21 protein-coding genes are annotated in these 23,879 nt (G+C 41.3%); 15 read left to right on the plus strand and 6 right to left on the minus strand.

Annotated elements, in window-relative coordinates:
• Positions 1-119: 119 nt before the first annotated feature.
• Entirely contained in the window at positions 120-1,592 is a 1,473-nt protein-coding gene (locus tag OCU87_RS19945; protein ID WP_315972498.1) for an FAD-dependent oxidoreductase, read from the minus strand.
• Between the two features lie 593 nt (positions 1,593-2,185).
• Between OCU87_RS19945 and OCU87_RS19950 the strand changes: the two genes are divergently transcribed.
• The 13 genes from OCU87_RS19950 (at position 2,186) to OCU87_RS20010 (ending at position 14,206) form a co-directional block, all read left to right on the plus strand.
• Positions 2,186-3,193, plus strand: a complete 1,008-nt coding sequence (locus OCU87_RS19950; protein WP_062689401.1) for a response regulator — start codon at positions 2,186-2,188, stop codon at positions 3,191-3,193.
• Between the two features lie 3 nt (positions 3,194-3,196).
• Positions 3,197-3,643, plus strand: coding sequence for a PAS domain-containing protein (locus OCU87_RS19955; RefSeq protein WP_094958221.1), 447 nt, complete (start codon positions 3,197-3,199; stop codon positions 3,641-3,643).
• A 404-nt stretch (positions 3,644-4,047) separates the two neighbouring features.
• Positions 4,048-5,034, plus strand: a complete 987-nt coding sequence (locus tag OCU87_RS19960; RefSeq protein WP_261859207.1) for an OmpA family protein — start codon at positions 4,048-4,050, stop codon at positions 5,032-5,034.
• Positions 5,035-5,261: 227 nt separating this feature from the next.
• Positions 5,262-5,927 carry a YceH family protein gene (locus OCU87_RS19965; protein WP_094957797.1) on the plus strand — a complete coding sequence of 222 codons (666 nt, stop codon included), beginning with the start codon at positions 5,262-5,264 and terminating at the stop codon, positions 5,925-5,927.
• Between the two features lie 233 nt (positions 5,928-6,160).
• Positions 6,161-6,412, plus strand: coding sequence for a GIY-YIG nuclease family protein (locus OCU87_RS19970; RefSeq protein WP_239928815.1), 252 nt, complete (start codon positions 6,161-6,163; stop codon positions 6,410-6,412).
• A gap of 138 nt (positions 6,413-6,550) precedes the next feature.
• Positions 6,551-7,096 carry a YaeQ family protein gene (locus OCU87_RS19975; RefSeq protein WP_094957795.1) on the plus strand — a complete coding sequence of 182 codons (546 nt, stop codon included), beginning with the start codon at positions 6,551-6,553 and terminating at the stop codon, positions 7,094-7,096.
• 115 nt (positions 7,097-7,211) lie between these two features.
• Positions 7,212-7,862 (plus strand): YdcF family protein, encoded by a 651-nt coding sequence (locus tag OCU87_RS19980; protein WP_094957794.1) that lies wholly within the window; start codon positions 7,212-7,214, stop codon positions 7,860-7,862.
• A gap of 181 nt (positions 7,863-8,043) precedes the next feature.
• Complete coding sequence (locus tag OCU87_RS19985) at positions 8,044-9,180, plus strand: efflux RND transporter periplasmic adaptor subunit (protein ID WP_062689411.1); 1,137 nt, start codon at positions 8,044-8,046, stop codon at positions 9,178-9,180.
• Positions 9,173-10,501 (plus strand): TolC family protein, encoded by a 1,329-nt coding sequence (locus OCU87_RS19990; protein ID WP_261859208.1) that lies wholly within the window; start codon positions 9,173-9,175, stop codon positions 10,499-10,501. The genes OCU87_RS19985 and OCU87_RS19990 overlap by 8 nt, the downstream gene beginning before the upstream one ends.
• Positions 10,498-11,715, plus strand: coding sequence for an ABC transporter permease (locus OCU87_RS19995; RefSeq protein ID WP_062689416.1), 1,218 nt, complete (start codon positions 10,498-10,500; stop codon positions 11,713-11,715). Before OCU87_RS19990 ends, OCU87_RS19995 begins: the two co-directional genes overlap by 4 nt.
• 1 nt (position 11,716) lies before the next feature.
• The gene (locus tag OCU87_RS20000) at positions 11,717-12,997 is read left to right on the plus strand and encodes an ABC transporter permease (protein WP_261859209.1); all 1,281 of its coding nucleotides are present in this window, start codon (positions 11,717-11,719) and stop codon (positions 12,995-12,997) included.
• 13 nt (positions 12,998-13,010) lie between these two features.
• Positions 13,011-13,697, plus strand: coding sequence for an ABC transporter ATP-binding protein (locus OCU87_RS20005; RefSeq protein WP_062689417.1), 687 nt, complete (start codon positions 13,011-13,013; stop codon positions 13,695-13,697).
• 332 nt (positions 13,698-14,029) lie between these two features.
• Positions 14,030-14,206: a restriction endonuclease subunit S domain-containing protein gene (locus OCU87_RS20010; protein ID WP_062689447.1), complete on the plus strand. Its 177-nt coding sequence runs from the start codon at positions 14,030-14,032 to the stop codon at positions 14,204-14,206.
• A 503-nt stretch (positions 14,207-14,709) separates the two neighbouring features.
• Here the strand turns inward: OCU87_RS20010 and brnQ (OCU87_RS20015) are convergent.
• The 3 genes from brnQ (OCU87_RS20015) to yjjG form a co-directional block, all read right to left on the minus strand.
• Complete coding sequence (brnQ, locus tag OCU87_RS20015; protein WP_261859336.1) at positions 14,710-16,008, minus strand: branched-chain amino acid transport system II carrier protein; 1,299 nt, start codon at positions 16,006-16,008, stop codon at positions 14,710-14,712.
• A gap of 485 nt (positions 16,009-16,493) precedes the next feature.
• Positions 16,494-17,795 (minus strand): branched-chain amino acid transport system II carrier protein, encoded by a 1,302-nt coding sequence (gene brnQ / locus OCU87_RS20020; RefSeq protein WP_094957790.1) that lies wholly within the window; start codon positions 17,793-17,795, stop codon positions 16,494-16,496.
• Between the two features lie 345 nt (positions 17,796-18,140).
• Positions 18,141-18,821, minus strand: a complete 681-nt coding sequence (gene yjjG, locus OCU87_RS20025; protein WP_094957789.1) for a pyrimidine 5'-nucleotidase — start codon at positions 18,819-18,821, stop codon at positions 18,141-18,143.
• 237 nt (positions 18,822-19,058) lie between these two features.
• Between yjjG and ribA the strand changes: the two genes are divergently transcribed.
• Positions 19,059-20,111 carry a GTP cyclohydrolase II gene (gene ribA, locus OCU87_RS20030; protein WP_261859210.1) on the plus strand — a complete coding sequence of 351 codons (1,053 nt, stop codon included), beginning with the start codon at positions 19,059-19,061 and terminating at the stop codon, positions 20,109-20,111.
• An 80-nt stretch (positions 20,112-20,191) separates the two neighbouring features.
• On the opposite strand, the gene OCU87_RS20035 is transcribed toward ribA, so the two are convergent.
• Entirely contained in the window at positions 20,192-20,950 is a 759-nt protein-coding gene (locus OCU87_RS20035) for a substrate-binding periplasmic protein (protein WP_261859211.1), read from the minus strand.
• A gap of 77 nt (positions 20,951-21,027) precedes the next feature.
• Between OCU87_RS20035 and OCU87_RS20040 the strand changes: the two genes are divergently transcribed.
• Entirely contained in the window at positions 21,028-23,418 is a 2,391-nt protein-coding gene (locus tag OCU87_RS20040) for a response regulator (protein WP_261859212.1), read from the plus strand.
• Here the strand turns inward: OCU87_RS20040 and OCU87_RS20045 are convergent.
• The gene (locus OCU87_RS20045; RefSeq protein WP_062689424.1) at positions 23,415-23,720 is read right to left on the minus strand and encodes a hypothetical protein; all 306 of its coding nucleotides are present in this window, start codon (positions 23,718-23,720) and stop codon (positions 23,415-23,417) included. The two genes, OCU87_RS20040 and OCU87_RS20045, sit on opposite strands and share 4 nt — an antisense overlap.
• Between the last annotated feature and the right edge of the window lie 159 nt (positions 23,721-23,879).

Consider the following 23,879-nt stretch of genomic DNA (forward strand, 5'->3'; position numbering starts at 1 on the left):
TGGTTTTATTTTCTAGCGTTTGCATTTAATGAGAATTCTGTCGCGGCATAGTTGTATTTTGGAAGATATTTATACTGCCCAGATAAATGAAGGTCTGGGCATATAATTAGATTGGTATTTTAGAAAGCGACACGACGAGCAAGTGCTGATGGGTAATGGCGCTGTTCGGCAAGTTGTTCAGCAAAATTTTCCACTTGTTCTAATGTTAGGCTTCGCGTAATAGGGAAGCTTAACTCAAGGCTAGTGTGTTGATCATTCGTAATTAACTCGAGCTTTTTCAATTTATCGACAACGGCATCTGCAGCTGAAAGAGCTGATGATGCTTTCACGATTTCAGTCCTCGCATAATTGATACCATCAAAACTGATATCAACGGCACGTAATGATGGATCTGTCCCTGGGATCTGTTGCGCACCAAATAGAGGCTTACCCCCGATCGTTGCCGACGAAAACTCAGGAATAAACTGCGCCATATGGTTAATTGCTCGTGAGCTTCTTAAATCAACCTCATCTTGTTGCCAATGCTGTGTTAACTTCTTGATAAAAGGTGCGCTCAATTCAGGCTGTGCATTGGCAGCGGTAGAACTGACTAAGCCTTTTGGAAATAGAGTAATGTCTTCTGTCATGCCATGTAATTGGAAATAACCGTCAGGGTATGGTGTTAATTGTGCCATACCATTGGGGGTACCTCGCTCACCGTGGAAAATCACCTCTGGCCATGTACCTTGGCTATGTTCCCAATGCGTAACGTAGGCCGCTTTAAATTCCACCATTCGTTCACGAGGTAGCTTTGCTAGATTATCAAGCGTACCTGTTTTGTAACCGCATGCGTTTATCAAATAATCAACATGTTCATAGCCTGTAACCCAATCACCAAGTGTTGAATCAAATTGCTGATAATGAACATTCCATTGCGATGTCGATTCGCATTGCTCAAGGTGGTTCACTTTAGCGGTTGTTAGCACTTTACAATGCGACATTTGTGACAAAGCAAGTGATGCGGTTGCTGCTATACGAAAGACACTCAAGCCATATTCTTGCACTAAGACAAGCGGGTATTTGAATTCATCAAGATTGAGATTTTTAGCAACAGGGATCATCCAATCATCAAGTGATGACGGTGTGCTAGGAAAATCTCTTGATGCAAGCTCTATTAAAGTGTCTTGGTCATAGAGCTTAAAGTAATCGCTTGGCTCACCTAGAACTTTATTATTAGCATCAGACTCAATGAGAGAATGGTAGGTGTTTCGCAGTAATTCAAGCCGAGATAAAAGAGCATCGGGCTCACCTTTATCTCGTTTGGGTACCGCAATCACCGTTGGGCGTATGTTGGCTGTGTGGGGGAAAACACGCAGGGTATCGATTGATTGTTTGAGTAAGTCCACACATTGTTGATCAGAAATTTCACGGTATAAATTACCACCCGCGTGTAAGTGGCAAATAGGAGGGCCATTGACAAGGGATGCGCCTTCTTCAAATAACACCACTTCAACCCCAATTTCAGCGAGTCTTAAAGCGATGGTTGAGCCCGCAACACCGCCTCCAACAATGCCAACTTTAGAGGTTTTTTTTGTGCTATTTATTTTGTTCATAATCATTGGTAATAACAATCAATCCGAAATATTCGAGTCGCTATTCTACTGAGCCATTGCAGGTAATGAAATAGTTAGAATGTAATCGTTTGCCTTTATATACGAAATTGATGGATAAATAGTTCTTTTTTGTGCATGTTTTGTACGATGAAGATCTCAGCTTCTAGCAAAATACCGAGAACTTAAACAATGTTTATTCCCATGAGGGGTATGGCGATGGCCGCTTAGCGTGGATTGTATGTTTTAGTGGCAAACTTAACATTCAAGAATGGATTGCATGCGTTTAAAATACGAGAAAAGCACATTTTGATGGGAATTAAGCAAGACCAAGTAACAATCTACTGATATTATTGCCGTACTAAAATAAATCAAAAAAAGCGCTCCATAAACCAAAACGCGTATCAATATGCAGGTTCTATAGCGAAGAGTTGTGTTACATCATCCCGATACATTTGGTATGGCGATGAAGGCACTGTATTGGGTTCGGCATGCTAATAATAAGGATGTTAACAGCTCTTCGTTAGGTTGAAACTAAACTCGCATTACACTGCATGTTGGCGTATATCGGCAACAAGAAGCGCATCGGAGCGAGTATGACACCGTCAGTATTAATATGTGATGACTCCGCATTAGCCAGAAAGCAAATGGCGCGCGCTTTACCAAGTTCGTTGAATGCCGAAGTTACATTTGCAGTAAATGGCCTTGATGCATTAAAACAGCTGCAAGAAAAACAGTTTTCGCTGATGTTTCTTGATCTTACCATGCCAGAAATGGATGGTTATCAAACGTTACAAGCGATTAAAGAACAGGGTATCGACATCAAAGTTATCGTCGTTTCTGGCGATATTCAGCCCCAGGCACAATCACGTGTAAAAGCCCTTGGTGCGATCGATTTTCTCAAAAAACCTGTCGACAAAGCATATATAAAAACGCTGCTACAAGATCTTCTGCCACCTCCTGCAGAGTTTGATTTTGATGCTCCTTTTCAGCGTACAGCTATTCCAGCATTACGCCGCCGTGATATTTACCTTGAAGTCGCCAACGTTGCGATTGGCCGTGCAGCTGATTCGTTAGCACGCCATTTCGACGTGTTTGTGAATTTACCGCTACCAAACGTGAACGTGTTTGAAGTGAGCGAACTTCACATGACAATGCGTCACCTCGCCAGTAACAGTAATATGTCGGGAGTATGCCAAGGGTTTAGTGGCGAAGGTATTGCAGGGGAGGCACTTGTTTTATTAAGTGACTCTAGTGTTAGCGAAGTCATGCAGCTGATGCAATATCCTGCAGGTAGCGGACAAGATGTTGAGTTAGAGCTATTAATGGATGTGAGCAACATTCTTGTGGGCTCTTTTTTGAAAGGGTTGGGGCAGCAGGCTGAAGTTAAATTCTTCCAAAGTCACCCAGTTTTGCTCGGAAAGCATCAACCTGTCGATTCTTTCATTGATCAAACATCGGGTAATTGGCGACGCACGATGACGTTTGAAGTTAGTTACTGTATTGAAAACACCAATATCAAATGTGACATGTTACTGATGTTTGTTGATGAATCACTACCATTGCTTGATAACAAGTTGTCTTACTTGCTGGATGAGGATTAAAGCATGCTGTCGTTACCGGCTGAATTTGAACAGTTTCACTGGATGGTTGATATGGTACAACATGTCGATCTTGGCCTAGTGGTGCTTGATCGAGACTATACCATTCACGTTTGGAATGGCTTTATGGTGCACCATAGTGGGAAACAATCCCATGAAGTGATTGGTAAGACATTGTTTGAGGTGTTTCCTGAAATACCTCAGGAGTGGTTTGTGGCAAAGTCGCGCCCTGTTTTTAACTTAGGTTGCCGTAGTTTCTTAATATGGCGTCAGCGCCCGTACTTATTTAAATGCCGTAATGTAAGACCAATTACCCAGCAAGCTTCTTTCATGTACCAGAACGTAACACTGAACCCAATGACGTCACCTAAAGGTACGGTAGATTACTTGTTCCTTGCTGTTGAAGATGCAACGGCAGAAGCAATAGCGGAAGGTGCTACCACTAATAACTAAACTTACTCTCCTTTGGTCATGTTTAGACTTAGGTTATGGCAAGGTTTACTGTTTTAGCTGCTGAAATAGCAATGTTATAAATAATATAGTGTTATTTTATAAGTGAGGGTCCTGGATATTAAGCATATATCCAGTATCCTTTCTTTAACCTCTACTTTTCCACTCTTTGCTGTGTCTTATTATTCCTTCCACATAACGCTCTTAATGAGTGAGTTGTCATTAATAACAGTGCAACTGTGTTAAATGTATATTCCTTGCCAACTTGCAAAACAGCTATGGTATTTGCCCAGAATTTTCCCAAAAATTTGATATATCTACAATTTTTTGATTTTAAATTTTGTATTTAATTAATACTCGAACTAAACAAAAGGTTGTAGTGGCTCAAAATAATAAGGATATTCAATATGTCTAAGTTCACCTATGTTTTACCGCTAGCTCTATTGATCTCAGGAGCAGCACACGCAGTAAGTGATAACCCTTGGTATGCGGGTGCCCGTATTGGTGGTACGCATTACAACAATTTCGAAGGAATCATTAAAGGAGCTGATGATCAGCTAGATAAAGATGATTTCGGCGGCGGTGTTTTCGTTGGTTATAACTTTGTTCCTTGGTTTGCTTTAGAAGGTGGTTATACTCATCTTGGTAAACTAAAAAGTAAAGTTGACGGTGGTGGTTCTTTCGAAACACAAGGTATCGATCTTGTGGGTAAATTTACTTGGCAAGCGATGGAATCTTTTGATCTGTTCGCAAAGGCAGGTGGCTATGGTTACAAAGTAAAAGCCGGCGGTGAGAATAAAAATGGCTTTGCGCCTACGGCGGGTGTAGGTGCTGAATACTTCTTTACTAATAATCTATCAACCCGATTAGAGTATCAATATTACTTTGATCTAGGTGACAAAGATAAGACGGGTCGTATCGACGCTCAATTCTACGGTATTAGCTTAGTTTACGGTTGGGGGGCGCCAGCGCCTGTTGCTGTCGTTGAGCCAGAGCCTGTTGTTGAAGCTGCACCGATTGAACCCGTAGTTGTTCAAGTTGAACCATTAACAGAATTATTGCCATTTGGTTTTGATAGTAATGCACTATCTCAAGCCGATATTGATCGCTTGCAGCCTATTGCGCAGCGCCTAGTGGACTATCCAGCCACTGAACTATTTGTGATTGGTCATACAGATAGCCGCGGTGCAGAAGCATACAACCAGAAATTATCTGTAGAGCGTGCTGATGTGGTAGCGGGTTACCTCGCTGGTCACTTTAATATTGATGCGAACCGCATTAAAACTGAAGGACGTGGTGAGACACAGCCGATTGCAACAAATGATAATGAAGAAGGCCGTGCTCAAAACCGCCGTGTAGAAGTGTACACCCCAGGTTTTGAAGTTCAGCAATAACGCATTTTATCTTATGAAAAGCGCCTGAGGGCGCTTTTTTTGTGGATGTAGCTAATGGCGGCACATGTAAGAAGTGCGACTTTGCTCTCACTTTCATTCCATCTGTGCTTGAATTTTCAGCAGTTAAAATATTGGAGCTTGCTGTGTACAAGCGTCGTGCTAATGTGTTTAGAAGTATCTCCATAAATTTTATGGAAATTAGCACATTGAGGGTAGAGGAATAGGTCATGAATATTAACTTTTCACCAAATGAAGCGCGTGTGATTGGCTGTTTACTCGAGAAGGAAGTCACTACCCCCGATCAGTATCCCTTAACATTGAATGCGATTACTACGGCTTGTAATCAAAAAAGTAGTCGTGAACCCGTGATGGCACTTACAGATGCAGAAGTACTTGATACGGTTGAGGTGCTAAAATCACGGCACTATATTCAAGAAGTCACAGGAAGTGGCAGCCGAGTTGCTAAGTTCCAGCACCGTTTTTGTAATACTGAATTCAGTACATTCCAGTTTAGCGATCAAGAGAAAGGCGCGGTATGTGTCATGCTGCTTCGTGGTGCGCAATCTGCTGGTGAAATCCGTACCCGTACGAATCGCTTATGTAAATTTTCCGATGTGAAAGAAGCAGAAACGGTACTCGATCATTTAGCCGAACACCCGAAAGGCCCGTTTGTCGTTAAGCTACCTCGTGAAAATGGGAAGCGTGATTGTCGTTACATGCATTTGTTTAGCGGTGCTGTGGATGTTGATAATTTTGTTGTTGCAGCACCTGCAGTTACAAACGCAAAATCGAATGTATCAGAAGAGCGTATTGTTGAATTGGAAGAGCAGGTTGCTTCACTAACACAAGATGTTGCAGAGTTACGTGAATTGCTTGAAAGCCTTACAAGCTAACGATTAGCTAATCTTAGGAATAAAAAAATAGATACTACAAAGCTCAGCATCTTTTGCTGGGCTTTTTGATTTTGGTTTGTGTTTCAACTGTAACAATAGAAGACCTATAGAGAACGATGAACGAGTCTAAAGGGGCTGGTGTACCGATAAAAACTGAGCCAGATAGTCAAATTACGTCCGCAGATTCAACAGTTCTTGCTGAGGAAAAGCCTTGGTCGGTGTATTTGATCCGAATGCGAAACAATAGCTTGTATTGCGGGGTGACTGTTGATGTTTTACGTCGTTTCTCGCAGCACCAATCCGGTAAGCAAGGTGCAAAAGCACTCAAAGGCAAGGGACCCTTGTCGTTGGTGTGGTCACAGGAGGTTGGCGATAAGCGGCTTGCTATGCAGTTAGAATATCGAATTAAACGCCAGACCAAAGCCAAAAAAGAAGCCTTAATTAAAGGTGAATGGAATGTCAGTTCATTAATTTTAAGTAAGTAAAATAGCTACAGATACGGTGGTTATTTGAACAATAAAAGCAGTTAAAGTGAATGCTTATCTATCTGAATAAAATGGAAATTGCTTAACCCTCCCATTCTGGCTACACTCCTGATATTAACTTCCTAGGTGTACACTCTCATGGCGCTAAAAGCCACTATCTATAAGGCACAGTACAATGTTGCCGATCTTGACCGTCACGTTTATTTAGACGTAAACCACACGGTTGCCCAGCACCCATCTGAAACTGAACAACGCTTGATGTTACGTTTGTTAGCATGGGGCCTTAAAGCGTCAGAAGATCTTGTTTTCACCAAAGGTCTTAGTGATGTTGATGAGCCAGAACTGTGGAATAAAAACTACAGTGATGAAATCGAACTTTGGGTGGATTTAGGTCTACCAGATGAAAAGCGCATTAAGAAGTCATGCAATAAAGCCAAGCAAGTTTTATTGGTTGTATATGGTGATAACGCGACGGCTAAATGGTGGCAACAACACCAACAAAAACTGTCGGTATACAAAAATCTAGAGATTATTCAGATTAAAGATGAATCTTTAGCTGAAATGGAAGCTTTGCTTGAGCGCTCAATGCAACTTCAATTAACCATTGAAAGTGAGCAAGCATGGTTAAGCGCTGGTAAGGGTAGCTGTGAGATTTCACCTATTTGGTTAAAACGCGCAAACTAGTCTTGTTTGCTCATTAATCACAGTATTCAAATAATATCGGCAAAGTCATCTTAATTTCATTAAATGTTCTCACATTAAGTAAGAACATTTAATGAATTTTGGAAAGGGAAATCACATGGCTAAACAACTTCATGCATTGGCTCAAAAAGTATGGGATTACCATAAGTTAGACCATACGCTTATCAAAAGTGATTGTATTTTTGTGTTATGCAGTAATGATGTTCGAGTTGCTGAGTATGCGGCGCAACTGTATTTAGATGGCTATGCGCCCTTTATTGTTTTTTCTGGCGGTGTCGGTGAGCTCACTCTGGGCATGTTTAAGGGATCTGAAGCTGAGCACTTTGCTCAGATAGCGGCTGATCTTGGGGTGCCTGAAAGTAAGATTTTAGTCGAGCCTCAGTCGACAAATACGGGTGAGAACATTCAATTTACACAAGCCTTGCTTGAAAATGAAAGGTTAGACCCGCAACATTTTATTCTTGTTCAAAAGCCATTCATGGAGCGACGGACCTACGCGACCTTTATGCGTCAGTGGCCGAATAAGCAATGTATTGTTACCTCGCCTGCAATCTCTTTCGATGAATACCCCAATGATGTGATCAGCTACAGTGATTTGATCAACGTTATGCTGGGTGATTTACAGCGCATTCGTGTTTATCCTGATTTCGAATATGCGATTGAGCAGTCTATTCCTGATGATGTATGGCTTGCATTCCAATCTTTGGTTGATATTGGTTTTACCGAGCACCTCCTTTCTGACGGCTAACCATGCTGGCCAAGTATATTTGTCAGTGAAATTGTGCTTTTAAGGTTAAGCCTCTGCATTTATGTGGAGGCTTTTCTATTATGGCTAGCTATATCGAATTGCACGATGTATTATTTTTTGAACTTCACGCAGACCTTCTGGTCAATAACTCCTATAAACCAAAGTCATTACGAATATAATTATGAAAAAACGTTGGATTTCTGGCGCTATAGCTATTGCATTAGCGACTGGTGGATACTTTTATTTTCAAACGCCTGTAGAAGACACTTCTGCGACACAACCTACTTTGACTGTTGAACAAGGCCATATTGAAAAAACCGCGATTGCGGTAGGTAAAATTGTTCCTGCGCATTCAGTACAAATTAAATCGCAATTAGAAGGGATCGTTGAAGAGATCTATCACCAGACTGGTGAGCAAGTTGAAGCGGGTACTGCGCTGTTTAAGATCAGACCAAACCCAACGCCACAAAAGTTAACGCAAGCTGTAACAGACGTAATGACCAGTCAAGCAAGGTTAGACTCTGCACAGCAAAAATACGATAACTTAGCAGGGCTTGTCAAAAATAAGGTTATCCCAAAAAACTACGGCGACTTCATTGGTGCTAAAGCCGAGGTACGTCAGGCAGAAGCAGATTTACGTCAGAAAAAACAAAACCTCGACCTTATTCAAAGTGGTGAATCTTCAGTTGGTAAAGCCAAGTTATCATCGACTATCTATGCGCCTATTTCTGGCACCGTCTTGAATGTATTAGTTGAAGTGGGAGAACCCATTATTTCAACAGAATCCAATCAAGCTGCGACTGTCATGATGTCGATGGCTAACATGGACAACATCATATTCAAAGGGAGCGTGAGTGAACATGATGCCGCGCAGTTATCTCCAGGTATGGCGGCGAACCTGACATTAGCGCCATACCCAGAAGTCAGTGTTGAAGCGAACTTAAACAAAGTCGCGGTGCAGTCTGAAAAATTGAATGCTGTGAATGGCCAAGCGACTAACGGTAATTTTGATAATGGTTTTCAGATCGAAATAGATAATATTTTATTTCCAGCGTCATTACGTGTGCGTTCTGGTTTTTCTGCAACCGCAAAGATCACATTGAAGTCCGTAACCGATGTCCCCACTATTCCTGAGCGAGCACTGCAGTTTGATGGTGAATCGCCGTCTGTATTGATCCCCGATGAGAGTGAAGTTGGTTTCCGTGTTCAGCCCGTTAAACTAGGTTTGTCAGATGGTATTAATGTTCAGGTTATTGAAGGTATTTCGGAAGGTGAAGCTATTCTCGATGCCAGTATGATGGGAGCCCCTAATGCTTAATCGAAATATGCTGACTTTGACGATAAAGCCACTTCGCTTAAATCGGGTCATGGCTGGCATCGCGTTAACATGTTCAGTTATGGCGGTCACTGCGTTTAGCCCTGTAGTGAATGCCATTACTTTGTCTGATGCTTGGCTCGCTGCTAAAGCCAATGAACCGCAATATTTGAAATCACAAATTGATGTCCAAATTGGGGAAGCCGATGTTGATAGTTCTCGAGCGGGTTTATTACCCGGTATTACCGCAAGTGCTGGCGCTAATTGGAGTGACTCGAACAGTGATGAAGTGACAGGGCAATACGGTATTCGTTTAGAACAAACGATATGGGATAGCGCAAAATGGCGAACATTAGATGCGAGTGAGGCGCGTTTAATGAGTAAAGCATTACAAACGTCCGCCCAAAAGAATGCCTTGGCGGAAAAAGTGATATCAGCTTATTTGGATGTCGCATCGTCACAAGCTGCACTTAAACTTGCTGAACAAAAATACAATGAAAGTACCAAGTTGCTAGGGCTGACCGAACAACGTTTTAAAGCCGGTAAAATCATGGCAACGGATCTTGAAGATACCCGAGCAAGCTATGTTGATGATCAAGCCTCTATTTTGAAGGCTAAAGCTCAACTACTTGATAATCAGGCTGCTTTGGCGAACCTAATCAATGTTATGCCTGATCAGGTGGATGAAGTAAATGCAGAACAACTGTTTGCGCCACCGCTAAAATATAACGGTGAGCAGCATTGGTTGAAAATGGCGAGAGATAATAGCCCTGAACTACTAGTTGCCTTACAAAATCTAAAAGCCGCACAAATAAATAAAGACACTGCTAAAGCGGGGTACTACCCAACTGTGAACGGTAATGTCGGCTATCGCAATGAAACCAAGTCGAATAGTAACGATTTGTACGCAGGGTTAAACCTCAGCGTTCCTCTTGATTTGAATGGTTCAACAAGTGCCAGTGTAGAAAAAGCCTCTTTGCAGATATTACAAGCTAAACAAGATGTACGTGCTGTTGAAATTCAGTTAAAGCAGGATGTGCAAATTCGCTACCGTAAGCTAGCGCTTGATTGGCAACGTGTAGAAATGGCGCAACAGCAGGTCAATTCTAGGCAGCAAGTACTATCGAGTAAGCAATCTGTTTATGGCGCTGGTTTAATTGATTCTCTAGAAGTTATTCGAGCGCATAACCGTTTGTTTGACAGTAAAAATGCCTTGCAAGTTTTACTTTATCAGTATTGGAAAAATCGGGCTGCCTTGCTAAAGGCTGTGGGTCAGTTGGACGATAATGCGATTTCTATGGTGAGTAAGGCTCTTCATTCATGATGCTACTTCAGCAGATCTATCAAACGCTGTTTGCACACAAGTTACGGGCAGCCTTGGCCGTGATTGCGGTGAGTTGGGGGATTTTGGCTGTGCTTGTCTTAGTGGCTCTTGGTGAAGGATTTTACCAAGTGAATGTTAAATCGTTCGCAGTATTGATGAGTGATACCCAACTTGCGATGAATGGTCAAACAACACAGCCGTGGCAAGGGCTTCCAGCAGGGCGTTCTATTACCTTTCGTGAGGAAACCGCGCGTAAATTGGTTGAACACAAGGAAATAGATGCCGTATCTGTCCTTTATTTTAAATGGGATGCGAGCGTGACAGACGTAACAGGCAGAACGATCCCTGGCTATGTTCGTGGTGCGGATCAGTATTACTCCGAATTACGTAATGTCCGTTTACAGCAAGGTTCTCGGGGCATCAACCCGAGTGATATGGCTAACCATTCACGTGTCGCTGTTATTGGCTGGCAACTGGCGAAACAAGCGAATTTAGGGATCGGGAGCGAGCTAAAAGTGAATGGGGTACCTTTTACTGTGGTTGGATTAACCCAGCAAGCTGAAGGTGGCAGCGCCTTTGGTCGCCGTGAAGATAATCAAGTGATCATCCCGTCTAAAACATATTTAGACTTATGGTATGCCAAGCCCTCGCAGCTTTGGGTTAAGCCGAATGAGGGTGTATCTGGTGCTTTGTTACGTAAAAGCTTGCAACATTACTTCGCTAAAATTGAACACTTTAATCCTGCCGATCCGAATGCCATTTGGCTTCCTAACTTTGGTGAAGATGCTAAGTTTTTCGATGCATTATTACGCGGTATTCAAACCTTTCTGGGGGCGAGCGGTGTAATGACATTGGCTGTTGGCGCATTAGGTGTGGCGAATATCATGTTCTTATCAGTAACAGAGCGGACACGAGAGATTGGTGTGCGCTTGGCGGTTGGTGCAAGACAACGAGATATTTTAAACCACTTTATTGTCGAAGGTTGTTTGCTGGTGGCTTTAGGGTGTTTAGTCGGGGTGCTATTGGCTTATGGTGCAGTAGAAGGTTTGCTTGCAATCGGTTTACCCGCTTGGCTGGGTATACCTGAAATTACAACTTGGTCACTGTGGTTAACGGTAGGTGTCACCATCATTCTTGCTCTACTAGCTGCTTGGTTCCCTGCTCGTCGGGCTGCACGCTTAACGCCTGTTATTGCACTAAGTGCGAGGGGGTAGCATGATTCCATTTCGACAGATATTCCAAGAAATGACCGCGGAAAAACTACGTCTTGGCTTGATGATCCTTGCTATCGCGTGGGCAACTATTTGTATTGCCTTAATGCTTTCGATTGGCGAAGGTCTTCGTCAAGGACTAACGCGTCATGCTGAAAGTGGTAACGGTAAATTAATCCGTGTCATGGGTGGTATGGCGAGCATGAATTACGGCCAGTTTAATCAAGGGAAAATGCTTAAACTTTATGCTGAAGACATCGATCTTGTTCGTGCGTTACCAGCCGTAAAAGCAGCTGAATCTGTAGTGACATGGGACAAAGAGGTTATTAATAACAAACAAGTAAGTTGGCAAGCCCCAATGGCGGTTTCTGCGAATTATCAATCCATGATGGGCTTTTCGATTGCAGACGGCGGACGCTGGTTAAATCCTTTGGATTTGAAAGAACAGCGTAAAGTAATTGTATTGGGAGAGAGTGTTGCGGTTGAGCTTTTCTATAAAGGAGAGATCACGGATTGGGATAACTTACCGGAGCTTGATGAGTCACCTGTTGGTAAGGCAGTCAAAATTGGCGAAGAGTCTTTTACCATAGTCGGCATACTTAAACCTTCAGCAATGCGAGTGGGTGAAGGTGTACCTGCCAATTATGCGGTATTTATTCCCTTTACCACTTGGCAACGTTTCAACACCAATGCGCCAGTTTCTGCGTTAGAAGTTTACCCAGCTGAAGGCACTGATCGTACGTTACTTGCCAATACGATTCGTCAAGTGATCAGCCGTAAATACGGGGCGAGTCTGCAAGACACCGAAATTGTTCAGTTAGAAGACATGCTGGAACGCCAGAAAACCATGAAGACATTTTTGCTTGGTCTACAAAGTTTCCTTGGCATTATTGGTTTAGTCACCTTGCTGGTGGCGGGCGTGGGTATTGCCAATGTGATGTATGCATCGGTGAAGCGAGCGACCCGAGATATTGGGGTGCGAATGGCGATTGGTGCGACGCCTACGGATATTACTTTGCATTATTTAGTGCAGGCGTTTCTGACGATGGGGCTTGGTGGCTTGATTGGATTAGTGATTTCACAATCGGCGGTACAAGTTTTATCGGCCATACCGATTGAGGGTAATTACTTGTATGAAGAGCTTGGTCGACCCGTACCTGAGCTGTCATTGGCTGTTGTTATGGTCGTGGTTGGTGCATTAGCACTTGTTGGTTTACTTGCTGCATGGTTTCCTGCAAGACAAGCCGCCAGCGTGACACCATTAGAAGCGCTGCAAGGCGAGTAGAGATTAATTAGTTATGTCATTAGTAGAATTACAAGCTATCAGTAAGATTTATCAAAGCGGTGCTGAAGTGGTTAAAGCACTCGATGAAGTCAGTTTAACCATCAATAAAGGTGAGTTCCTTTCTATTTTAGGCCCGTCAGGCTCGGGTAAGTCGACCTTAATGAATATGCTGGGATGCTTAGATAAAGCCAGCAGTGGTGAATACTTGCTAGAAGGCGAATCGATTGAAGGCTTAACCAGTAACCAACTGGCAGCGATCCGAAATCAAAAAATTGGTTTTGTATTTCAAAGCTTTAATTTGTTGGAATACGCCAGTGCGCTCGATAACGTTGCCTTGCCTTTAGTCTATGGTGGTGTGTCTTTGCGTGAAAGGCGTAAACGCGCAGCGGTATTGCTTGAAAAGGTTGGCTTGGGTAATCGTATGGATCATAAGCCCAATCAGTTATCTGGTGGTCAAAAGCAACGTGTTGCCATTGCGCGAGCGTTAGTGAATGAGCCTCAAATTATTTTAGCTGATGAGCCAACTGGCGCACTAGATACTAAATCCGGTGCTGAAATTGAGTTGCTATTTAACCAGCTTCATCAAGAGGGACGAACCATTATTGTCGTCACTCATGATTTGGAATTAGCGCAGCGAACTAAACGGATTATCACTATTCGTGATGGTCAGTTGGTGGGAGATGAAGTCCCAATGGTATAATTGAATTCTCCCTTGCAGGAGTAAGGGAGTTTTCACTGACGATCATATCACTGCTTATCCCTTCTAGTGCTTTCGATCCATTTCCAGAAAACGCATTCATTAAAAGAAGAACACTATTAAGTTAGAAATAACGTCGATTGTTATGCGATTTTTGATAGATGTTAGTGAGGGGGAGTCCGTAATTACGGTGGTATCTCTAGCGTATGGTATGAATAATATGCTTGTTAATTAGTCAGTTAATTCGAATTCTAACTAAGAGGATAATGGGATCAATTCTTATTTTTTTTGATTGCGTTATACTGTGTGCAGAATTTGTATTAGTGAGAAAAACAATGCTTGAGAACCTATCGATTGATCCTGAAGCGATCAAAAAAGAACCTGAGTTGCCGATCCCTTCACTAGAAGAGCAGCAAGCTATCGTTGCAGAACTAAAGCGTTTAGAAGAATCTGGTGAGTTGACACCAGAAATCTTATCTGACTTTATGACAGGTAAACGTAAACCTGAATAAGCTAAGATCAGGTTGTGATAGATAACCTAAACTCAGTTAGTTATGTATCAGTTGCTAAGCGGTCACAATGAGTGGTCGCTTTTTTTTGCTTATAATGTGAGGTTATCACTGTTTACTGATGTGTCAGTAATTGTATTTGGGCTCAAGATCAAAAATTAAAAGTGAAAGATGAATCGCAAAATCATTGAGTATTTCTCTTGCGCACTCTGTTTTATAGTAATTTGATTACTGTAAGTTCAGTGAAAAGAGAAACATTACCATGAAATGGTTATTTGATTTTAAAGGAATGAAAACGCGCTATAAGATCATAAAAAAACAGCATAGTTATTTTCTTTATGAACGAAAATTTTTATGCTTGTGGAGGACAGATGGCTGCGTTTATCAATCAAAACATGATGCGAGTAGTGCTATTCCGTATTAATTCTAGTTCAGCACTAAGCTCTTTATACTATATCAAAATTCCCTGGTGCTAAGCGCCCAGGGAATTTTTTATAACTGTAGTATTAAGCAGTGCATGTTTTACGCTGCTCAAAGAACGAATAAGCAGAATTAAACACAAGGACTAACAAGCAAGGTAATAACCAGCTTGCATGTGCGCTATAGAGTGGAAGTGTATCTGTTAATTGCTCATGCATTGCCGTTGGCATTAGCTCTAAAATAGCAAGAGCATCCACAGCACCAAACACTAATGTCACCACTAAAACGCTTACATGGCTAGGCTTGATCGCTTCATTGATTGAGCCAACAAAAGACGCCATAACCAGTGCAATAGCTATTGGGCACAATAGAAGAATGGCAGGTAAGCTGACTTGGATAATCTGTGCTAAGCCAAAATTTGCGACGACACAGGTTAGAGTCACAACAATGATTGAAGTGAGTGCAAAAGGTGCTTTGAACGATGAGCGATAATATTCGGCGCTAGCATTCGTGAGACCAACAGTTGTGGTTAGACACGCCATAATGATGATAGCAGCCAGTAAAACTTGGCCATATTCACCAAAAATACCATGAACATAAAGTGTGAGAATTTCACCACCATTGGTAGCACCGTTTGCAATAGTACTTGCTGTTGCTCCTACGTAACCCATAGCCAGATAACAAGCGCCCATTAGAACCGCATAAATTCCAGCTACATAAAGAGACACTCGAGCCACATCTTTAGGGGCTGTTACGCCTTTAGCATTAATCGCTTGAATGATCACCCAGCCAAAGCCAACAGCAGCAATCCCATCCATAGTCATGTAGCCTTGAATTAAGCCATGTGTAACTGCACTGTTTTGGTAATCAGCACTTGGCATTTGAGGCACGCCTAATGGTGATGTAATTGCTGCAACAGAAAGCGCGATTAACATTAAGATCAATGTTGGTGTCATGAATTTACCAATATAATCGACGAGTTTTCCTGGTGTAAAAGCCAACAATAGAGTGGCGCCACAAAAGATAAGGGTAAAAATAAGCAGGTAGTCGCCATCGACAAAAGGTTTTATACCCATCTCATAAGCAACGGTCACAGCCCTAGGCATACCAAAAGCGGGGCCGATAGAAGTGAACAGCAGTACCCAAAAGGTTTTCCCAAGCCAAGGCGGTAGGGCTTTTGTGAGGTTATTTGTATTCGTGATACGTCCTAATACAATTAGGGTAAATGCTGGCAGGCCAACGGCTGTGATTAAGAACCCCACCATAGCTGGCAGTAAATTTGTTCCTGCTTCGAGCCCCATTGAGGGTGGGAAGATCAGGTTACCTGCACCAAGGAAAAGGGCAAATGTCATTAAGCCTATGGCGAGTAAATCTTGTGTTTTCAATGCTGTATTCATTGACTGTCCTACAATCTGTATTGTGTGAACCGTCTAACGAGCTAATGAAGGGATAAAGTAAATATAGAGGGATACTACCTTTCCATCAGCTCGGCTGACGGAAAGTTATCACCGTCAGCCTAGCGAATAATCGCTAGAATAATGATGATAATTGAGTTTGTTGCGCGCACAGCTAACTCTGTCTTATATGAGTTTTTTGCAATGACTTTAGCTGTATGTAAAAACATGATGAACCTATATTCAATCTCGGCAACACATTTACAATATGCGGAATGAACATAGATGTAAAGTATTACCTTAAACAAAATTCAGACTTTTATTGAAACCTTATTTTGTTTGATATGCCAGGGTGATAATTATTCTTATGGCTATATTTCGTACGACATTAAATTGTGTGTGTTTTTTGTTGCGTTAACATTAAAAGCTGTAACAGTTAACCGCCAGTGTAAACATACTGGCGGTTAGTGTTTAGCTTATACTGTTTCAGCACATGCTGTAGGTTGTGTTCGTTGAGTTATTTTTAATCCAACGAAGAGAATTGCAACAGGGATTAACCAACTCAAGTGGTATTCATAAAGCGGTAACCATTGATTAAACTGAACGTTTAGGGCCGCTGGAATCATATCTAAAACAGAAAATGCATCAATGCTACCAAAGATGGTTGCAGCAATAACAACTCTACTTTGAAGCCCTGCATTAATAGCGCGTTTAGGCAAAAAGATAATGCTTAATATTAATGCAATAGCAATAGGGCACAGGATAAGTATTGCGGGCAAGCTTACTGTAATAATCTGCTCTAGGCCTACATTTGATACAGCTGCAGTCAACACTGTCACAATGATTACGCTGCGGTAAAAAGGTACGTTATAAGTGTTACGGTAATACTCAGCATTTGCATTGGTTAAACCAACCGTTGTCGTTAGACATGCCATTAATGTAATGCCTGCTAATAAAAGTTGGCCAGCATAGCCGAATTCACCAGCAGCATAGCGTGTCAGGATTTCTCCACCATTGGCAGCGTTAGGAGCAATAGTCGAAGACGTCGCACCTAAATATCCCATGGCTAAATAGCATAAAGACATCAACACAACGTAAATAAGCGCAATCCATTTACTATACCTTGCCAAATCAGCTTTGCTGGTTACACCTTTACTCTTAATGGTATTAATGATTACCCAGCCAAAAGCAACTGCGGCAATAGCATCAAGCGTCATATAGCCTTGAATAAGACCGTTCACAATCGGTTGTTCTAGGTAATCTTGTGTCGCCGGAAGGCTGGTTCCCAGAGGATTAACCAATGCTGCCACAACAAGTAATGTAAGCATTGCAATTAAGGTTGGTGTCATGACCTTGCCAATATAATCCAGTAACTTCCCTGGTTTTAAAGCAAGCAAAAGAGTGATGAAGCAGAACAGGATTGAAAAAGGTAATAACAGGTTGGCGTCTGTAAAGGGCTTAATACCCATTTCGTATGCTACGGTTACAGCACGCGGTAATACAAATGCAGGCCCAAGAGTAGTGAGCACCAAAAACCAAAAAGTACGGTTCATCCAAGTGGGTAAAGCACTGGTGAGTTTTTCAGCTGAAGAAAGTTGCCCTAATACGATAATAGTGAGTGCAGGTAAACCAACAGCCGTGAGCAAGAAACCTGCAATCGCAATTAGCCAGTAGTCACCTGCTTGTTGTGCCATTAGTGGGGGGAAAATTAGGTTGCCTGCTCCGAGGAACAGCGCGAAGGTCATAAAACCTATAGCTGCTAAATCACGCTTTTTCATGTACTAACCTTTTTGTTGTGTTTTTTGTTAGGTCAGCTTGGCGAGGGAAAAAGCAGGTGTGTCACTATTTCATCAGCCAGGCTGACGAAATAATTAGCTGTCAGCGTTAGTGAGAGACCACGACGACGACAGAGATCACAGTGTGAGACGCATTCAAAAGTGCGTTTGAACATACATTTATACTGCTAATAGCTAACATTGGCATGATTCACATCTGTGTTTTGGAAGAATAACCACAACATAAAGGGATATGCTGTGGTTGTAAAGTTTTTAATTTGGTTAGATTATTTAGCTAATATGCGCCTAGTTTATTGGCGCCCTCCTAAAAGGAGTGTCTGGCGTGTATTAATAATGTGGCTTTAACATAGTATGTAGTTCGTCAAGTGAGCTGACTTGGTAGCACGGCTTCACACCATTAGGCACTGGTTGTCCTGATGCGTTTAACCAGCAAGTCGAAATCCCCACGTTATTGCCACCTAAAATATCTGAGTGTGGATTATCGCCAACCATCAATACATCTCTTTTATCAGGATTACCCATCAAGGCAAAAGCATGCTCAAAAATACCCCGGTCAGGCTTGGCAATGCCAACTTGCTCTGAAATGATCAACGCTGCAAAATGTTGAGAAAATCCAGTTCGTTCTAACCGAACTTGTTGAAGTTCTGTAAACCCGTTAGTAATAATACCTAACTGAGCTTTACCCTGAAGGAAATCTAGCAGTTCTTTAGCGCCAGGTAATGGGGCGCAGATATCGGCCATTGCTGAGAGAAAGGCACTGTTAAGGTCTGTGGTTGTAACGTCTAACTTTTTAGCCCACAACTCAAAACGGGTATGCTGGAGTTCCTGAGCTGTGATTTTCCCATCTTGATAGTCAACCCACAGCGGTTTGTTTACTTGTTGGTAGTGAGCAAAATCATCTCGACTAAAAGTGATGCCAAACCGTTCAAACATTAACCTAAGTCCTTCGTATGCATCGAAGTGAAATAATGTTTCATCGGCATCAAATAGAATCCATTTGAAGTTCATTTTGTATCCTTTTTCTAATCCAAGTCGAGATAACGTGATTTTTATTTGCGTATTTATCCCTGATTTTAAGTGGAATTACACCAGGCGGCAATTCTAAAGAATAAATTATTCAAATGCTACATGATGAATATTCAAATGGACTAGACTATAAAATGTGCCGATAAAAATAGACATATCTGTAGTGTCGAAAAGACACTTCATGGCTAGGGATACTGTTAACGTTATGGAGTAACTAGAATGGTAGATGAAATATTCTTTTATGAGCCTCAAGATGATCATGGTTTTTTATCTAATTTTTCCGCAAGTCCAATATCATTAAGCGATGTAGTGTGGCCGACAAGTGAACACTATTATCAAGCTCAAAAATTCACAGATAAAAGTATCCAGGAACTGATACTGAATGCATCAACGCCCGATGAAGCTTTTCAATTAAGCCGCCAATATCAAGACCAAGTAAAGCAAGATTGGATGGAGGTCCGAACAACCGTGATGCGCTATGTTGTATTTGAAAAGTTTCGTCAAAATCCGCATTTTACGCACTTACTTGTCTCGACGGGCACCTGTGTGATTAAAGAGCATTCTCACAAAGATTCATTTTGGGGAGATGGTGGTGATGGTCGAGGCCAGAACGAATTAGGTAAAATATTGATGGAAGTGCGTAGTCATTTTGCACAACAAGAACCTTTTAACCATGTCCATTTTGTTGATAGTGCAAAGTTACCCACTCAGTGGGGGACATTCCAAATGTATGGTTTTACAGAGGTTTCCTCAGGGAAAGAACACTTAGCATTAGTGTATGGCAAACTGGATCCTGAGATACCTCCGCTTATTCGCTTACACTCAGAGTGCCTCACGGGTGATGCTTTATTTAGTGCTCGTTGTGATTGTGGGTTTCAACTTGCCAGAGCTATGGAGAATATTGTTGATGCTGGGAGTGGTGTATTACTCTATTTGCGCCAAGAAGGACGGGGAATAGGCTTGATAAATAAAATTCGAGCATACCACTTGCAAGATCAAGGTGCTGATACAGTTGAAGCCAATGAACAATTAGGGTTTAAAGCTGACATGCGAGACTATACTTTTTGTCGGGGGATGTTGAGTTTTTTAAATATAAAATCGGTTAGATTAATGACAAACAACCCTCGAAAAGTAAACGCGCTTAAAGCGGCGGGCATTGAAATTATTGAGCGTGTTCCATTACAAGAAGGGAACAATCCTTATAATGAAGGTTACTTAAAAACGAAGGCGAATAAACTAGGTCACATGTTTGACAAAGATTTTGTGAAATAGAGTTAAATATCACAATTGAATAAGCGCTCATATTTAGAGCGCTTAATGGTGTGTTATTATTGTAATTAGATATTATGAAGTTAAATGTAGTTATTAATAATTTGATCTAGTTCACCACTTGATTTCATGTTTTTTAAGCGTTCATTTATAAATGTTTGGATGGATTTGTCCATATTAGGGTCAAATGCCAAGTAAATAGGGTAATCAGGGATGATTTTATTAAACGACTGAGTTTTATATTGCTCTCTGTCTAAATTTAGTTCTGATAAGTTATATTTTATTCGGGAGTCCATTTCAACGAATGCAGCGTCACCCTGTAGTTTTTTTACAATACGAAATGCGGCTTGGTAATCCTTAACACGCAGTTCTTCCACTTTCCCGGATTGGATGAAAGGTGTTAATTGTGGATAGTCAAAGCCATGAAGTAAAACAACGATTTTGTTTTCTATGTCTTTCATGTTGTTGAAAGTAAATTCATTTTTTTTACTGCTTAACAAAACGTGTTTAACTGTATAAATAGGCTCTTCAGATAGGTTTTTAGCCTGTACACCTCCCCATGATGGGCTCCCGTATGTAATCCAATTGGCTTGACCGCCTCCTTCAAGAATTGAAATCATTCGGTTGAATGGGTACGAGTGATAGTTAATCGCATACTGACTACCTTCAAATACTTTTTTTACGATATCAGTAACAATTCCACTGTGCTGATCTGCTTTATTCTCTATTTGAAAGGGGGCCGCTTGTTTTGCTATCACATAATAATTGATATCATTTGGGGATGCAGCGACGGATGAGAAGCTTAGTAATGCCGTTATTGATAGTGTTATGACTTTTATCATTAAAATCCCTTTTTATTAATTCCATTTGACTGTCTATTATTAGATTAGTTGAATAAATAATAAGTGTGAGTTTAGGGATGAACAAAGCGCATCAGGATCACAATAAGCTTCGGAAATTAGGGCTTGCTAAGCAAATGCTTATTTACATTTTGTTAGTAAGTAGTGTGTTAACGCTGTTTACGACTGGTGTGAACTTGTATGTTGATTATCAGCGAGATTTGGTCAGCATTAATGAACACCTTAATCAAATAAAAGAAACATCCTTAGAGAGCCTTACATCAAGCTTATGGGTTGAAGACCGACAGCAATTACAACTGCAAGCGGAAGGCATTTTTAGGCAGCCGCAGATCCACTACTTAGTGATTGAGGATGATGACGGTATCATTTTGCAGCTAGGTGAGGATCTACAAAAATATAAACATGAAAAATCCTGGCCAATGATCTTCAGCAGTGGCAATAAAAATTTCTCATTAGCGACGATAACGGTTCAATCTGATCTATATCAAATTTATGATGGGCTGTTTAATAAGTTTTTGATTTTATTGGCCTCACAAGCGGTAAAGATTTTCCTTATTGCGACTTTCATTCTATTCATCGTTTATCATGTGATAGTGAAACATCTTGCGCACATGTCTGCCGTGGTCAGTGATTTTGATGACAAGCAACTTCCACGATTGTTATTGCTCAAAAATCGTTTGTTTAACGATGAAATTACTACTCTGCAAGAGAGTTATAACCATTCAGTGATGCGAATTCGAGATCACTACGATGAACTTGAACAAGCAAAAGAGCAAGCGGTAGAGGCAAATAACAAAAAGAGTGAATTCTTAGCAAACATGAGTCATGAGATTCGAACGCCAATGAATGGAATCATTGGTTTGTCTTCTTTATTGCAAGGGATGTCATTGCGCCCTGAACAAAGAGAATATGTTGAGATGCTCCATTCCTCATCATTATCTTTGCTTGATTTGATTAATGATATTCTTGATTTCTCCAAAATAGAATCGGGAGAAATGAAGCTTGAACATACCAATTTGAATTTATTTGCTTTAAACAAAGATGTCGAAAATATTTTTTTAGTCAAAGCGGCTGAGAAAGGTTTACTACTACAGTGTTCAATAGACCGTCGTGTTCCCCCTATGCTTTTAGGTGACCCAACACAATTGCGTCAAGTTCTAGTGAACTTGGTCAGTAATGCGATTAAATTTACCGAGACAGGGCATGTCCAATTAAATATACATTTTGTCTCTATGGCTGAAGGACAGGTAAGCGTTAAGTTTGAAGTGGTAGATAGTGGTATCGGTATATCTTCTGATAAGCATCAAACTATTTTTGAAAAATTTCAACAAGCAGATGGGAGCACAACACGTCAGTATGGTGGAAGTGGTTTAGGACTTGCTATCTGTCAGCGCTTGGTTTCACTTATGGGTAGTGAGCTGTTGGTACAAAGTGAAGAGGGAAAAGGAAGTCAATTTTACTTTACGGTTCAACTTGAAGAGTGCGAGCCGTTCGAGGCGACTGTAACAGATGTTGAAGTATCCACGACAGCTAAGCCGCTAGCAGGGGCTAAAGTTTTATTGGTTGATGACCACATGATGAATATGAGGATAACATCAGCACAGCTATGCGGTTTTGGCGCAAATTCAATATGCTGTGAAGATGAAGAACTTGCTGCACAATTTATAGATGAATCGATAAAAAGCGGCTCCCCATTTGATTTAGTTCTGGTTGATAAGTGGATGCCGGTTATGGACGGTTTCGTGTTGGCAGCCCAATTGCGCCATCAGTTTGGTGATCAATGTCCAGTGATGATGATGATTACCGCTGGACCAGATTTGAGTGATGCACGGAAAATGCGTACCTCGGGTATTTCGGCAGTCCTTGCTCGACCATACAAAGAGTCAGAATTAAAATGGCAAGTTGAACAAGTATTGCAAGGTAATACTTGTCAGATACCAGCCGTACCTATGTTAAAGCCACCAATGATTACCGCTGATTTGAAGAGCTCCGATCCGAAAGATCCAGAGCAAACTTTCCCAGAAAAAGAAAAGGATAACGCGAGTAAAGGGCATGTACTTGTTATTGAAGATACAGTCGTTAATCAGAAAGTTGCCAAAATGATGCTTGAGAAAATTGGGTTAACCGTGACAATTGCTGAAAACGGCCTACTAGGTGTCGAGCAATTTGAATCTCAAGCGTTTGATTTGATTTTAATGGATTGCCAAATGCCAGTTATGGATGGATTTGAAGCAACAAAGCGTATTCGACGAATTGAAGCAAATAAGACAGATCGCAATTCCCCTGCGATCCCAATAGTCGCGCTGACGGCAAATGTACTAAAAGAAGAAAAAGATAAGTGCTTTGAAGCGGGCATGGATGATTTTCTTGCCAAGCCCGTCAATCAAAAACTATTGCGTGAGACTGTGATTAAGTATTTAAAGCAATCTCAACAAACGGCAACGCATTAATTCATTGCAACAATGTCTGAAGTAGTATTCATGTTGTTGTATAAATCTACGGAAATCGTCATGGTGTTTTGTTGTGCATTTTCAGAAATATCACTGATGACATAATAATCAGAATCGTTGCTTTGCAGTGAGTCATCAACAAGACGAAGTAAGCTTGCATTGATGTTACCGACAATTTCAATTGTTTCTATGTGTGCGTATTGACCAAACTCAATTTCTACAGGTGACATTAATTCTGGAGCTGCAGCTACGGATGTGCTGAATAAGGCGAAAGCTGTTGCTATTAGGTGTTTTTTTAGCATGATTTATCTTGTTGAGTTGGTGCATGAGCTGCGAGTGTGCCGCAAGGCTTGTTATGAATTGTCAGTGCTGAGTAAAAAAACATTCCTCATAAATGAAAAGGATTATTGTCGATAAAACAACTACGTTTAGTGGTACGTAATACCAGCGTTATTCTTGTC

The organism is Photobacterium sanguinicancri, from assembly GCF_024346675.1.
Lineage (GTDB): Bacteria > Pseudomonadota > Gammaproteobacteria > Enterobacterales > Vibrionaceae > Photobacterium > Photobacterium sanguinicancri.

Coding starts and splice junctions, on each gene's coding strand:
- OCU87_RS19945 (WP_315972498.1), bottom strand. CDS start 1,592: ATGAACAAAATAAATAGCACAAAAAAAACCTCTAAAGTTGGCATTGTT.
- OCU87_RS19950 (WP_062689401.1), top strand. CDS start 2,186: ATGACACCGTCAGTATTAATATGTGATGACTCCGCATTAGCCAGAAAG.
- OCU87_RS19955 (WP_094958221.1), top strand. CDS start 3,197: ATGCTGTCGTTACCGGCTGAATTTGAACAGTTTCACTGGATGGTTGAT.
- OCU87_RS19960 (WP_261859207.1), top strand. CDS start 4,048: ATGTCTAAGTTCACCTATGTTTTACCGCTAGCTCTATTGATCTCAGGA.
- OCU87_RS19965 (WP_094957797.1), top strand. CDS start 5,262: ATGAATATTAACTTTTCACCAAATGAAGCGCGTGTGATTGGCTGTTTA.
- OCU87_RS19970 (WP_239928815.1), top strand. CDS start 6,161: ATGCGAAACAATAGCTTGTATTGCGGGGTGACTGTTGATGTTTTACGT.
- OCU87_RS19975 (WP_094957795.1), top strand. CDS start 6,551: ATGGCGCTAAAAGCCACTATCTATAAGGCACAGTACAATGTTGCCGAT.
- OCU87_RS19980 (WP_094957794.1), top strand. CDS start 7,212: ATGGCTAAACAACTTCATGCATTGGCTCAAAAAGTATGGGATTACCAT.
- OCU87_RS19985 (WP_062689411.1), top strand. CDS start 8,044: ATGAAAAAACGTTGGATTTCTGGCGCTATAGCTATTGCATTAGCGACT.
- OCU87_RS19990 (WP_261859208.1), top strand. CDS start 9,173: ATGCTTAATCGAAATATGCTGACTTTGACGATAAAGCCACTTCGCTTA.
- OCU87_RS19995 (WP_062689416.1), top strand. CDS start 10,498: ATGATGCTACTTCAGCAGATCTATCAAACGCTGTTTGCACACAAGTTA.
- OCU87_RS20000 (WP_261859209.1), top strand. CDS start 11,717: ATGATTCCATTTCGACAGATATTCCAAGAAATGACCGCGGAAAAACTA.
- OCU87_RS20005 (WP_062689417.1), top strand. CDS start 13,011: ATGTCATTAGTAGAATTACAAGCTATCAGTAAGATTTATCAAAGCGGT.
- OCU87_RS20010 (WP_062689447.1), top strand. CDS start 14,030: ATGCTTGAGAACCTATCGATTGATCCTGAAGCGATCAAAAAAGAACCT.
- brnQ (WP_094957790.1), bottom strand. CDS start 17,795: ATGAAAAAGCGTGATTTAGCAGCTATAGGTTTTATGACCTTCGCGCTG.
- yjjG (WP_094957789.1), bottom strand. CDS start 18,821: ATGAACTTCAAATGGATTCTATTTGATGCCGATGAAACATTATTTCAC.
- ribA (WP_261859210.1), top strand. CDS start 19,059: ATGGTAGATGAAATATTCTTTTATGAGCCTCAAGATGATCATGGTTTT.
- OCU87_RS20035 (WP_261859211.1), bottom strand. CDS start 20,950: ATGATAAAAGTCATAACACTATCAATAACGGCATTACTAAGCTTCTCA.
- OCU87_RS20040 (WP_261859212.1), top strand. CDS start 21,028: ATGAACAAAGCGCATCAGGATCACAATAAGCTTCGGAAATTAGGGCTT.
- OCU87_RS20045 (WP_062689424.1), bottom strand. CDS start 23,720: ATGCTAAAAAAACACCTAATAGCAACAGCTTTCGCCTTATTCAGCACA.